The sequence below is a fragment of the Marinomonas sp. G8-14 genome, from assembly GCF_055808935.1.
In genome coordinates this window covers 3,790,690-3,804,076 of the sequence record NZ_CM147891.1, presented here as the reverse complement: position 1 = coordinate 3,804,076, position 13,387 = coordinate 3,790,690, and the positions used below count along the sequence as shown (strand labels likewise).

The 13,387-nt window shown below is 42.4% G+C and carries 12 protein-coding genes and 2 pseudogenes; 4 read left to right on the top strand and 10 right to left on the bottom strand.

From position 1 onward, the window contains the following. The first annotated feature begins 78 nt into the window (after positions 1–78). A complete protein-coding gene (leuA, locus tag AC0L6V_RS19360) occupies positions 79–1,755 on the top strand; it encodes a 2-isopropylmalate synthase (RefSeq protein WP_265219984.1) in 1,677 nt (558 codons plus the stop codon). A 23-nt stretch (positions 1,756–1,778) separates the two neighbouring features. Here leuA and AC0L6V_RS19355 read toward each other — a convergent pair whose 3' ends face one another. Together AC0L6V_RS19355 and AC0L6V_RS19350 are read right to left on the bottom strand one after the other, a co-directional pair. Further along, complete coding sequence (locus AC0L6V_RS19355; protein WP_418138517.1) at positions 1,779–2,084, bottom strand: helix-turn-helix transcriptional regulator; 306 nt, start codon at positions 2,082–2,084, stop codon at positions 1,779–1,781. Then, positions 2,068–2,541: an AraC family ligand binding domain-containing protein gene (locus tag AC0L6V_RS19350; RefSeq protein WP_418138516.1), complete on the bottom strand. Its 474-nt coding sequence runs from the start codon at positions 2,539–2,541 to the stop codon at positions 2,068–2,070. Before AC0L6V_RS19350 ends, AC0L6V_RS19355 begins: the two co-directional genes overlap by 17 nt. 166 nt (positions 2,542–2,707) lie before the next feature. Here AC0L6V_RS19350 and AC0L6V_RS19345 point away from each other — a divergent pair, with 166 nt between their 5' ends. Beyond that, a complete protein-coding gene (locus AC0L6V_RS19345) occupies positions 2,708–3,826 on the top strand; it encodes a PA0069 family radical SAM protein (RefSeq protein ID WP_265219981.1) in 1,119 nt (372 codons plus the stop codon). A gap of 86 nt (positions 3,827–3,912) precedes the next feature. Here AC0L6V_RS19345 and AC0L6V_RS19340 read toward each other — a convergent pair. The 7 genes and pseudogenes from AC0L6V_RS19340 to AC0L6V_RS19310 form a co-directional block, all read right to left on the bottom strand. After that, positions 3,913–5,230: pseudogene (locus AC0L6V_RS19340) on the bottom strand (methyl-accepting chemotaxis protein). Between the two features lie 162 nt (positions 5,231–5,392). Continuing rightward, positions 5,393–5,671 (bottom strand): putative antibiotic biosynthesis monooxygenase, encoded by a 279-nt coding sequence (locus AC0L6V_RS19335; RefSeq protein WP_265219978.1) that lies wholly within the window; start codon positions 5,669–5,671, stop codon positions 5,393–5,395. Next, positions 5,668–6,429 carry an MFS transporter gene (locus AC0L6V_RS19330; protein ID WP_265219977.1) on the bottom strand — a complete coding sequence of 254 codons (762 nt, stop codon included), beginning with the start codon at positions 6,427–6,429 and terminating at the stop codon, positions 5,668–5,670. Before AC0L6V_RS19330 ends, AC0L6V_RS19335 begins: the two co-directional genes overlap by 4 nt. Continuing rightward, positions 6,377–6,901 carry an MFS transporter gene (locus AC0L6V_RS19325; RefSeq protein ID WP_418139100.1) on the bottom strand — a complete coding sequence of 175 codons (525 nt, stop codon included), beginning with the start codon at positions 6,899–6,901 and terminating at the stop codon, positions 6,377–6,379. Before AC0L6V_RS19325 ends, AC0L6V_RS19330 begins: the two co-directional genes overlap by 53 nt. After that, a complete protein-coding gene (locus tag AC0L6V_RS19320; RefSeq protein ID WP_409418939.1) occupies positions 6,901–7,929 on the bottom strand; it encodes a class I SAM-dependent methyltransferase in 1,029 nt (342 codons plus the stop codon). Before AC0L6V_RS19320 ends, AC0L6V_RS19325 begins: the two co-directional genes overlap by 1 nt. Positions 7,930–7,942: 13 nt before the next feature. Beyond that, positions 7,943–8,458, bottom strand: a complete 516-nt coding sequence (locus AC0L6V_RS19315) for a TonB-dependent receptor domain-containing protein (protein ID WP_265219974.1) — start codon at positions 8,456–8,458, stop codon at positions 7,943–7,945. 31 nt (positions 8,459–8,489) lie between these two features. After that, positions 8,490–9,956, bottom strand: coding sequence for a TonB-dependent receptor (locus AC0L6V_RS19310; protein ID WP_265219973.1), 1,467 nt, complete (start codon positions 9,954–9,956; stop codon positions 8,490–8,492). A gap of 146 nt (positions 9,957–10,102) precedes the next feature. On the opposite strand from AC0L6V_RS19310, the gene AC0L6V_RS19305 reads away from it, so the two are divergent. Further along, positions 10,103–11,053 (top strand): helix-turn-helix transcriptional regulator, encoded by a 951-nt coding sequence (locus AC0L6V_RS19305; protein ID WP_265219972.1) that lies wholly within the window; start codon positions 10,103–10,105, stop codon positions 11,051–11,053. 81 nt (positions 11,054–11,134) lie between these two features. After that, a complete protein-coding gene (locus AC0L6V_RS19300; RefSeq protein ID WP_265219971.1) occupies positions 11,135–12,184 on the top strand; it encodes a zinc-binding metallopeptidase family protein in 1,050 nt (349 codons plus the stop codon). Between the two features lie 83 nt (positions 12,185–12,267). Here AC0L6V_RS19300 and AC0L6V_RS19295 read toward each other — a convergent pair. Further along, positions 12,268–13,336: pseudogene (locus tag AC0L6V_RS19295) on the bottom strand (methionine synthase). Positions 13,337–13,387 lie beyond the last annotated feature (51 nt).

Sequence of the window (13,387 nt, the reverse complement as noted above, 5' to 3'; positions counted from 1 at the left end):
TGTCAATTACAGCTCAGACAGACAAAAAACTTCTCTTTAGCATAAGGATTCAATGTCTAATGCTAAAGAGAAAATATCATGCTAACCCAGCCTTCTATAAAATATCGCCCTGCTCAAATTATCGATTTTCCAGCCCGCACTTGGCCTTCAAAGCAGTTGAAGGCTCCGCCTCGTTGGTGCTCAACAGACTTACGCGACGGCAATCAAGCGCTTGCTAATCCGATGGATCACGTGAAGAAAATGGCTTTCTTTAAGCATTTAATTGAATGTGGTTTTAAAGAAATCGAAGTCGCCTTTCCTGCCGCGTCGCAAACGGATTTTGACTTTGTTCGATTATTAATTGAAGGCAATCACATTCCTGACAACGTGACGATTCAAGTCATGACACAGTCTCGTATGGATTTGATTGAGCGCACCATAGAGGCTCTTGTGGGAGCTAAAAGAGCCATCGTGCATATTTACAATGCTACCGCGCCGATCTTCCGAGAAGTCGTCTTTTGCCAAGACAAAACAGCAACCCTTGAATTAGCCGTGCAAGGCGTTAAACACATTCGCCAATTATGCGAGCAAAATCCAGATACTCAGTGGACTCTTCAATATTCGCCAGAAACCTTTTGTTTTACCGAACCTGACTTTGCCTTAGAAGTGTGCGAAGCAGTGAAAAAAACATGGCAGCCAAGCCAAGAACGCCCGATGATTTTGAACCTACCAACTACGGTAGAAGTAAACACGCCCAATGTGTTTGCAGATCAAATTGAATATTTCATGACGTCTTTTTCTTCTCTAGAACACATTACCATCAGCGTGCACCCTCACAACGACAGAGGCACAGGCGTTGCCACAGCAGAAATGGCGATACTCGCTGGTGCAGAGAGAGTTGAAGGCTGTTTATTTGGTAATGGAGAACGAACTGGCAATGTGGATCTCGTCACCTTAGCGATGAATCTTTATAGCCAAGGAGTTCATCCTAATTTGGATTTTTCAGACATGCGCCGCACAGTGGAGTTGGTCGAAGAGTGCAATGAACTTCCCGTTCATCCTCGGCATCCTTATGCTGGCTCATTGGCTTTTACGGCGTTTTCAGGTTCACACCAAGATGCGATCAAAAAAGGCTTTGCCGCACAAAAATTAACCTCGTCGACTGTTTGGCAAATCCCTTATTTACCATTAGACCCGAAAGATATTGGCTGCTCTTATGAAGAAGTCATTCGAGTAAATAGCCAATCTGGCAAAAGCGGTGCTGCTTGGTTATTACAGGAAAATCATGGACTGTTTTTACCACGCAAACTACAAATAGACTTTAGCAAAAAAGTCAAAAATCATACGGATCAAACTGGTCACGAAATGCCTCTAGCCGATGTTTGGCGTTTATTCAGAGAATCCTACAGGCTGAACTCAGATGACAAAGGCCAAATGACATTAATGACTTATCGCAGCCATAGCTCAAACGGATTACAGGAAATTCGCGCTACCTTACGCTACCAGGAAAAAACATGGCAACTGGTTGGCGAAGGCAAAGGATTGTTGTCCGCCATGCTTGATGCGTTAAGAAAGCGTTTTAACTGGCAGATAAACATCAGTGACTTTCATGAACACACTTTAGGGCAACAGACGAAAAGCAAAGCGGTGAGCTATGTTCAAATTGAGTCAGATCAGGTTACACCAAGTTTTGGCGTTGCTATTAATGAAGATTTGACTAAGGCCTCGCTACAGGCACTAATCAACGCTTGCCATCCTTTATACAAAGAAGCTTAGCGAGACGGTAACTTTCATTACGTCTATTGAGATTGCAGTAAATAGTCAGTCGGTGAAACGCCGACTCGACTTTTAAACATCGCACTAAAAGCACTGGGACTATCGTAACCAATCAGAATCGCGGTATCTAAGACGCTTTTTCCGCTGGCAAGATACTCCAGAGCCAATAATAAACGCTTCCTACGCAGCCATTCTGCAAATGTTAGCGACATTTCTTGCTGGAACTTTCGAGTGACAGAACGCTCGCTTATGCCCAAAATATGAGCACCATCGGCATTTGTCCAATCATGAGCAATGCGTTGACTGACATGATCACACAAAGAAACCAAAGCAGCAGAGCCTCGGCAATGGCACATAGAAAGACACGCTCGATAATCGACGTAATTCGTCCAAAATCAATTCAATAATTCGCTCATCACGACCTCCTGAAACAATTTCTTTAGGAAGCTCTAACGCTTCAATAATAAGTGCCTTTAACAACATGGATACGTCAATGACAGAGCAATCATGGGGCAAATCGGCCCGAGCAAGAGGGTCAATAAATAGCGTTCTCACTTTTACCAAACCGGTCATATAAAGACTGTGTTCAATTCCTGCAGGAATCCACATTCCCCGATTTGGAGGAATCACCCAACTACCCAAACGAGTCTCTACACGTATCACACCACTTAGTGTGTGAATCAGCTGTGCGCAGTTATGAGCATGATAAGGCTCAAATTTACCGTGTTCATAATCTTGTGCGTAAGCCACAACACTATTTGGTAAATAATTGTTTTGAAACAACACGCAGTTCTCCTAGAAACCCATCGATCATTCAATTGAGTGTACCTATCAATAAGCAGATCTCAACACACTACGCGAACAAACTTAACACTCCACAATAACAAGCTTGCTTTATTGAAATCTAACGACCAAAATACTGTTTATACATACAGTATTTTCAGGTGTTTTTATGTCTACTTCTTTTATCAATAACAGCGATCAAAAAGGCGAAAAATCTCCTTTCAATCATCCTATCAAGGGGCGCGGCACAGCCAATAATATGGCGGGGCGCTTTGCTATTACGCTGGTAGAAGTAGATGAAAACGACGAAGCGATTGCTTTGCTGGAAACATCATCGCCCAAGACGGAAGTTCGTCATGAACGCGCCAAAAGCATTATTAGTCGCAATTCGTCTCCTGATATTCCTTTTCGCCTGTCGGTGAATCCTTATAAAGGCTGCGAGCATGGCTGTGTATATTGCTTTGCTCGCCCTACTCATGCGTATTTAGATTTGTCGCCAGGGTTGGATTTTGAGACCAAGCTGGTTGCCAAAACCAATGCGGCATTTTTGTTTGAAGAAGAACTGGCGCACCCAAACTATCGATGTGAACCCATTGCATTAGGTATTAATACCGATGCTTATCAGCCGATTGAAAAACAGCTCAAGATCACTCGTCAATTATTGGAAATCGCCTTGGCGCATCATCAGCCAATCTCGCTAATAACCAAAAGCACCTTGATACTCAGAGATATAGATTTACTCACTCAAATGGCAGCAAAAAAGCTTATTCATGTAGCGATCAGTGTGACGACGCTCAATAACGATTTAAAGCGTATTTTGGAACCCAGAACAGCGTCTGGAAAAACACGTTTACAAGTCATTAAAACCTTACGTGATGCTGGGATTCCTGTATCGGTTTTGGTTGCACCCGTGATTCCTTTTATCAACGATAACGAGCTAGAAGAAATCGTCGCTGCTTGCTCTGAGGTCGGCGCACAATCCATCAATTACATTATGTTGCGTTTGCCTCACGAGGTTGCGCCTTTGTTTTCGGATTGGCTCCACCAGCATTACCCAGATCGAGCCGAACACGTTTTACAACGTATTATGGACATGCGTGGTGGCAAACTCTACAACAGTCAATTTGGCAAGCGCATGACAGGTGAAGGCATCTTTGCAGATTTGATTAACCAACGCTTTCACGTAGCGCGACGCAAATATGGATTGGATGACAACAGACTGAGCTATCTCGATTGCCGCCATTTTGCCGTTCCACCAAAGGAAGGCGATCAGATGGCGTTGTTTTAGTAACTTAAGCAGTCTGCTTAACGCAAAATTCCCTAAGAGCAAAACTCTTAGGGAATTTGAATGTCGAGTCTTTGTTTCAAGAACAACTATAGTTTGTTGTTAAATTGGCCCACCGCATCAACGACTTGTCTTGCACCGATCTGAATATCATTCATCACATTACCCGCTTCGGTAGAAAGGTCTAATGCCTTATGAGCTTTATCCATGCTTTCTTCAATAAGAGATACAGCTTTTTCTGTGAGGTTTTTATTTTCCCCAACCACCTTGATAATTTCTTCGGTGGCAGAGCTTGTTCTAGAAGCAAGTTGTCTAACTTCATCAGCCACCACAGCGAAGCCTCGGCCTTGCTCGCCTGCTCGCGCCGCTTCTATTGCAGCGTTCAGAGCAAGCAAGTTGGTCTGATCTGCAATACCGCGGATACTTTCTACCAAAGCAGCCACTTTTAATGACTGAGTATTGAGGCTCGATTATTCCTTTGCTAGCACTACTCATTTGCACTGAAAGTTCATCCATGGTCTGAATCGTCGACTCGATGACTTTTTTACCTGTAATAGCGTCCGCATCACTTTTCTTGGAGATGTCATAGGCGATCTCAGAGGTTTCCGAAATAGCGAACTCTCGATTCATTTGCTCGGTAATAACCGTCGCGAATTTAACAACTTTATATAACTCGCCACTTTCATCGTGTATTGGGTTATATGAAGCTTCCAACCACACCGCATTTCCATGGCTATCAAAACGTTTGAAACGTTCAGAAACAAATTTACCCGACCTAAGTTGACGCCAAAAATCCTGATATTTTGAAGACTCAACTTCTTTCGAATCACAAAACATTTTGTGATGTTTACCAATAATTTGGCTTTTTGAATACCCCATACTTTTAAGGAAGTTGTCGTTAGCATTTAAGATGATGCCATCTAGACTAAATTCGATCACTGCAGACGAGCGGTTCAATGCAGCTAACATGTCTTCAACTTCTTTAGATTGAGAAATCGTTCGCGTAAGCTCAGCAGAGTAGACTTCTAATATCACGCGCCCATCTTCTGCTTGTTTTCTTGGCTGGATAATCGAACGATACCATGCTTCTTGACCTTTTTTGGTCTCTAGCTGTAAAGCGCCATGCCAGTGCTTTTTCTCGCTAATCGCAGACAACATTTTTTGGCAATGCTCTTTTTCTAAAGACTTTTTAAGTATCAAGTCTTTAATATTTTTGCCTTTTAATTCTGCTTTCTCAAATCCACAGGACTTTATGAAAAGCGAGTTTGCATCTACTATTTTTCCTTCTAGGGTCATAGAGAAATACAACATTTCTTGTCTAAGATCAGCCTGAGTTTCTTGAAAAGAGGCAAGCTCTTTTTCTAACTCAGTAATTCTGGTCAATAATTTGTTGTTGCCAAATAGCATTTGCTTCTTCCTTTAAGTATCTCAATTCGACTTTATTAAAAAGAGTAGCGGATGCTTTGCCCAAACGCGATAAAATTTTTTGTAGCATAAAGAAAACATCGCTTTATATGTACAAAAATATTATGTACTTTCATTAAGCTTGTACATAACTCCCCCTTTATTCTATCTACGCAACCAGAAAAAGAACCGTTTTTGCAAGCTTGCCAAAATAACACTCATAATCGGTACTATAATGATCGTCATAATCAATAGTCTAATAGGTAAAGAAAAATCACTTATATAAGGGGTTAATAACGGGAAAAAAATATTCAATAGTGGATAGATAGATACCCAAACGAGTAACATCATCTTCCATTTTTTAGGGGCAACTTTCATTAACTCTTGCCCTGTCGGTTCATTAAGCACCAATGAGTCTAATTGACTATTGTTATCGTTTATCATGATTTTTCCTTTTTAAACATCCAATAAAATGACAAGCCGCAAACCACCAATGCCCCAGCAACAAGCCAGGAAAACATACCAACATACCCCACTAGGTCGAGAATTATGCCAGCAGAAATAGGTACCAAAATACGAGATAAAGAAAACAAGCTGGTCTGTAAGCCATAATCGCTGGCAGAAAAATGTGGACGGCTGTGAATCATAATCAAGCCAAACAACACACCAGATGAGAGGCCAAGCGCGATTGCCACAATAAAAACAGCACATATAAGACGCCAATCGGACCACTCCAGAGAGACGGCAAAGCACATGCCTAACAATGCAATCACATTCACCACAGAGAAGATAAATAAGGCTCGATAAGGCGATAGACCAGCAATACAAAGGCTATAGAAAAAGCCTGAGAGCGCGGCGAACACACCACTGCAACTAGCAATCCATGCAATGTTATCTATGCTTAGCCCTAGGTCTAACATAACCGGTTTAAGATACAGCCAAGCAGCACCAATAAAAGGAAAGTAAAGCACAAGGATAATGTTCCACATCACCATATCGGATCGTTGAAAATAGCCTTTCCAGATGGCAAAAAGCGACTGTAATGATGTAACTATTGAGGCATTTTCTGAATGAAAACGTTCACTGTCTATCATCGGATAACGTACATGGGCTATATACAACAAAACACCGCAAAGTAAAGCCATGAGGCTAAAGATATAAAAAGGCCACGCCCAACCCAAACGAGCGTACACCAATAACATGAGCCTCACCACCAACAACCGACGCTAATGCCGTCACAGCAGAACGTATAGCGCCCGTTTTAGGGCGTTCAACTTCGGGGAAACGCTGAATAGCAAATGCGTTAATGGGGACATCCAACCAAGAAGTTATCAAGGTGGTACACACGGCAACAATAAATAGTGTCTTAAATGTTGTTATTTCAATATTTAAAATAGACAACACCATCAAACAACATAGAAAGCCCCCACCAAGTAACACACTCCACTTAAAGTAGTTAGATTGCCGAAAGCGGAAAAGATCGATCGGCGATGCCATTAAGAATTTCAGAACAACCGGTAGACCAGAAATTTGAAACAAGCCAATTTCTGTACCACTCCAGCCATACTCTCTCATCATCAATGGCACTCCAAGATAGAGATAAATTGATGTCATTGTCAGAGTAAAATTACACCACCCAATGACCCAATGAAGATAAAAGTAAGGGGATGTCATCACAATGTTTTTCTCCCGCAGTAAAGCCTCACAGGGGCCATTGGGAAGTCTATTACGTCTTCTGTTTGTATGACCTCTAACCCGTTTTGATCTAACAACGCAGCAATTTCACCTTGCTTTGGTAGATAGTTGCCTTTCATAACCATAGGTAAATAAAAGGGTAAAACACCTTCACACTGTTTCTTTTCAGCGGTTTGCTCGGCATGAAGAATCAGTAAAAAGCCATTGGGCTTAAGTAACGCTGAAATGCGTTTTATCGCCCCATTAGCATCCTCTATGAAATGCAATACAGAAGAACACCAAATCAAATCAAATCGCCCAGTTGGTGATTGCGTATTCAAATCACCTGACTGAACGTCAATACGGTGCTCCAACCCCTCTGCCATAACATTTTGATAAGCTATGTTCGCCGTTTCAGGGAAATCAAATAACACGCCTGTGGAGTTAGGAAAACGTCGTGCAAGTGACAGAGCAACCAACCCAGGTCCACCACCTAAATCTAAAAAATGCAGTGGTGTTTCTTCAGCAATAGTCACGTTTAGCACACGACCAAGGATACGATCGAGTGCTGGCACAGTTACTGCTCGCTGCTCTTGAAAAATCTGTGCCTTAGCCGCTTTTGCCCACAATGGCGCCATCGCTGAAGATAAAGCGGTATTGTTCTTTGACACATACAGCAGTGCTTCAAATTGTTCAGTAAAGCGCCTTAACGTTTGAAAGCGAAATTGCAAAGCTTGTGAACAATCCATTGATGATGTACTGGTCATATAACGTTTTGCTAACGCACTCGCTACGTATTGATTATCTGTGACCTTATCAATACAGCCCATACTCCATAAGAGATCTAGCCATCCTTTGATATTAGTGGATGGCATCGCCAATTTATGGGCTATTTCTTCTATCGAGCAAGGCTCTAGCAATACATCAAACAAAGATCGAGATAATGCCACTTCAAGCGCTTTCATCTTCACTTGAGAACCAGCAAGATCCCAAAACGTTTGTAATTCATGATAATCCAATTGAGTCATATCCCTATCTCCGTTAAAGTTCCAAAGTAAATTTCACACCGTATTCTCTTGGCGGGCTGTAAACCGTCACATAGCCATTTTGATAACCAACAGCATCAAATTGACGATCTTGCAGATTATTAACATACGCTGATAAAGACGCCTTATCCGTCAGTGGATAACTCGCGGAGACATTGACAACTTCATACCCCTTTTGTTGATACTTGTTCGCTGCATCAAGATAGACCGCGCTGCTTCCAACTAAACTAGCTGCCACAGACCAGCCACCTACATCCTCATAACGCAGCGATAAATGGCCATTCATTTCAGGAGCAAAAGGATTTCGATTACCTGAATAGTCATTGTTACCATCAATAAAATGATCGAATCGTGTTTTATTCCAAGCCACACCAATCTCTGTACTCCAGTTTTCATTGAAGTAATATTCAAGTGATGCTTCCAAACCATCTGAAGTGGCATCAGCCGCATTAGTCAAATAGATCAAACCGACGGTTGGCATCTGACTAACTTGCATATTTTTTATATCCATATGATAAGCAGACAGGGTGTAACGTAGCGGTTTATCTGATAGATCGCCCTTTAACCCGAGCCTCAAAACTTTGGTTTTTTTCTGGATCATAAGATGAATAATTAACGGCTGGAGAAACAGTATTAAAACCACCAGAGCGAATCCCCTCTGCATAGCTGGCGTACAACATATGATCAGTATTTATGTTGTACTTTAGGGTTAACTGAGGCGTTAGATCTGTCCAGCTTTCAGACTTTTCTTGTGCCATAGAAGGATTAAGCTTTACCTCATCTCGCGCAGCTCGAATACCCGCGACGACAGAAAGATCCGAGCTGATCGGCATTGTCCAATTAGTAAAAAGCGCATAGGAATTGCCCGTTTGCTGGGCTTGTAAATCACTTAAACCTAAAAAAGTTTTGGAAAGTGTACGCAAATCATGATCTTGGCGTTCTAAATAAGCACCGAATAACCAGTCTGCCTCGCCTAAGTTTCCCTCTAGACGAAACTCTTGGGATAAGGTCCGAAGATGATGATCTCGACCAATATAAGTGTTTTCTGCTGGTTGAAAATCCGTATCTTGCTGTACTTTATCTCTATAATCGTTATAGGCCGTAACCGAATTAAAACGCATACCTGATGACAATTCATGATTGGCATTAATCGAGAAGGTTTGACCCACAGAATGATTCCAGCTATCCGTTGCTGATGCTACCGTGGCCCGTTTTCCACTAGGTGAACCCCATAACATCGCACCATCGTCATAGGCTTGTCGGCGATAACGAACAATTACATCTGTTTTGTCAGAGATTAACCAACGTAACCCTGCGTTTAAGTTCTGCCGTTCTTTATCATCCGCCTTGCTTCCCGTCGTGACGTTATCAATAAAACCATCTTGTTGAAGAAACTCCCCTGACAAGCTGATATAGATCTCATCTTCAACCAAGGTCTGGCTAGTTGAAAGCTGCACCCTTTGTTTATCTCGGCTGCCAACTTCAACGCCCAATATTGTCTTGTCTTCACCGATTAGATCGTTACTAAAGATAGAAATCACACCAACTTCAGCATTGCGACCATACGCTGTTGATTGTGGGCCACGCAGCACCTCAACCCGATTGATATCAACAAGATTATTTTCGAACCCCTGAGCGGTTAACGTAGGGACACCATCAACCATGAGCAAAGTAGAACTAGATAGCGCATTAAAATTTGCCGTCAAGCCCCTAATTACCGGAGAATTAATACCAGACTGCCCAAAGGGTTGAAAGCTCAAGCCTGCGACTCGTCCTTCCAATTTAGCTAAACTATCTATGCCATCTTGCAGCAATACTTCGGTATCGTAGACAGTGGCATGCGATGCTGTTTTTGATAAAACTTGCTGCTTCTTATCCGCTGTTATCTTCAACTCAGGTAACAAAACCATACGTTCTTGTTCTGTACCTTCTTGAGCAAGAATAGATACAGGAAGTATTGCCAAAACCCCTATCAGTAACTCAATACTGGATAATTTTTTTTGTTTCATCTCACTCTCTCTTTCTCGTAATTAATCCTTTACGCTATAAAGAAAGATGATAATATTAGTTGAGATTGATTATCATTTAATTACTTATTCATTTCGTTCAAATTCATATTCATTACGTCCAAATCACATAAAGAACGGGAAACACCATGGCCTTTCTAGTGAATAAAAATGCATTAACAGAAGTCACTGACCTTCAATCTGGCTGGCAGAGACAAGCCATTTCCTCTCAGCTAGGAGAATGTTATATAGACAGATTTGTTATAGAGCCTGGACTATCGATCGCGTATTCACGCTATACACCAACGCAAGATTTAATTGAAGAAAGCACCATAGAAAAAGACTCATCAACGCTTAGCCTTACTTATGGTTTAGAAGGGCATTCTCGTTATCAGACAAAGCAGAACAATACAGAAGATTTCATTTTTGAGCCTAATTACACCACCATCACCACCTTTGGTAACAGCTCTGGAAAACGTCTGTACGCCGCGCATAAAACCACTAGCCAATTAAGAATATTAGTGGACGGCAGTGCCTTTAAGCGCTATCAAATCCCTTTCGAATTTCAAGCGGATAAAATCCCTTTGCCTCGCCAACATCAGCATATAAAAACGTCTAAAAATACCCAACACTATATTAATAGACTGATGCAAATAGCATTATCCAAGCATACCGAACGACCTTTAGAAAAAAATATTCTGGTACTCAACTTACTTAGCGAACAGCTTGAACGACTTCAAACAAACACAGGAAAAGAGCGTCAAAATCTAGACATTAACCTTGGGGATGAACATAAAATCGCGCAGGCTCGGTTGTTCATGATTCATCACATGAGCCAACCTTTGAGTATTGCTTTTGTCTGTCAAAAAATTGGGATTAGTGAAAGCAAACTAAAACTGGGGTTTCGTGCCATTTATAATACCAGCCCGTATAAATTGTTATTAGAAGCCAGAATGCACAAAGCATGGGAATTGCTCACATCAGGCCATCAGGTAGCTCAAACAGCCTATGCTGTAGGTTACGAACACCCCTCCAATTTCAGCGCGGCTTTTAATCGTTTTTACGGCTGCCCACCAAAGTCTATAACTTCATCAAAATAAATAAAAAAACGTTATGTAAATCACACATTAACGTTTATAAACAAGATTCCGATTTCCCCCTTTTTATTGGAACCTATTTGCATGCCTAGTGATGATTTTATTGATGTACTGAAACTGCTAATTCGCGCCCCCAGTGTAGTGGGTGCAGAGCATTCATTTTTTCGTGTATTACAACGTGAGCTAGAAGAGCGAGGCGCAAAAGTTACTTGGTATGAAGGTTTACTGGTCGCCCAAGGCAGTGACCCATTTAGCACCATGTTTTCAGCGCACATTGATCGTCATGGGTTGGTGTGTACGGGTCCGAATGAATTCCAATACGCGGCATTTGTGTCGGCAAACCGTACGGATTTGCTGAATAACTCGGTGTCTGAAGAGTTGATGACCAAGGTCACAGAGCGCTTCAACCACGAAGAAATCTATGCGTACGAACCTTGGTCTGGCGTCTACCGTGGTAAAGGCACCATTAAAAGCTCTTATGTTTGTGAATTTCGTAATAACTTAATTTTTGAAACTGAGGGTTTAGAGGGGGTAGTTGCCGGTACGCCAATCGCCTTTAAAGACCAACTGCATATTGTCGATCATCGTTTAGAAGGTCAGCTCGATAACGTGATTTCAGCCGCGGCTTTGGTGCATCTTTTTGATCATGGCTTTAAAGGTACGGCCTTTTTTACGGCACAAGAAGAAGCCGGAAAAAGCTGGCGGTATTTGCTTGAGTGGTTCCGCCGTTTTGGTGGCTCAACCAACCGTTTATTTGTGGTAGATACTAGCCCGTTTCCCAACGTAGAAGCCGCCAATGAACAGCTTCTCGTGTTGAGGGAAAAAGACGCCAACGCGACCTTTAACCAAGACAGCACCAAATTACTCGAAGAACTGTGTGTCAAAAACAACATCAGTTATTTGTACAAAAACCGTTACGTGGAAAACGAAAACGCCAAACGGGCTGAGCAAGGATTGCCGCCAAGCTCTCTAGGCAGTACGGAACTTGGGCGTATTATCGCCGCATCTAATGGTTTGGTGGATGGCACAACCATTCAGATCCCCACCATTGGCTATCACACTATGCATGAATCAGCGGCAGTAGAATCTGTGGATGCGTTTCTGGATATGCTAAAAGTTGTGTCGAATATTTAGATTCACCAGATTCTATTTATTACTACCTGAAGCAGCACATAAAAAAGTCCCGTTTCGATATATGAACTCGAAGCGGGATTTTTTTATAGATTAAGACAAATCAATACTACAAAGAGAGGCTCTTTTCGGACGATTTCTGCACCCGCTGTTAAGGCATTTAGCTTGCCTCTTGCCACCTCACGCGGCAATGGAGCCATGCCACAGTTAGTACAAGGATAAAGCTTGTCAGCATCGACAAACTGTAATGCTTTGCGCAGAGTATTGGCGACTTCTTCTGGTGTCTCAATGGCATGGTTTGCCACGTCGATGGCGCCGACCATGACTTTTTTACCGCGAATCAGTTCGAGCAATTCCATTGGCACGTGAGAGTTATGACATTCAAGGGAGATGATATCGATATTAGATTGTTGCAGCTTAGGAAAGGCTTCTTCATATTGTCGCCATTCAGACCCCAACGTCTTTTTCCAATCCGTATTGGCTTTGATGCCGTAGCCATAACAAATATGTACTGCGGTTTCGCATTTAAGGCCTTCGATGGCGCGTTCTAAACACGCGATGCCCCAATCATTCACCTCATCAAAAAACACATTAAACGCGGGCTTCATCAAACTGGATGATATCCACACCAGCGGCTTCTAACTCTTTGGCTTCTTGATTGAGAATCTTGGCAAATTCCCACGCGAGCTTTTCGCGGCTTTTATAATGATCATCATAAAGCGTATCAATCATAGTCATCGGCCCTGGCAGCGCCCATTTAATCGGTTGCTTGGTTTGCTGACGTAGAAACTTAGCATCTTCAACAAACACTGGCTTGATGCGACTGACAGGGCCAACAACCGTCGGGACGCTCGCATCATAACGATCACGAATTCTCACCGTCTGACGATTCTCAAAATCCACACCGCTGAGGTGCTCAATAAAGGTGGTCACAAAGTGTTGGCGCGTTTGTTCACCGTCACTGACAATATCAATACCCGCCTGCTGTTGCTCTTGCAGCGAGATGCGCAACGCATCCTGTTTGCCGTCCAGCAATTGGTCACCTTCTAATTTCCAAGGCGACCAAAGGGTTTCTGGCTCTGCAAGCCATGTGGGTTTAGGCAAGCTACCTGCCGTTGATGTTGGTAGAAGTGTGTTATTCGTCGCTGTTGTCATAATAAAAATACCGTCTATTAAATGTAATATTGACCAAGTCGTCATGGATTC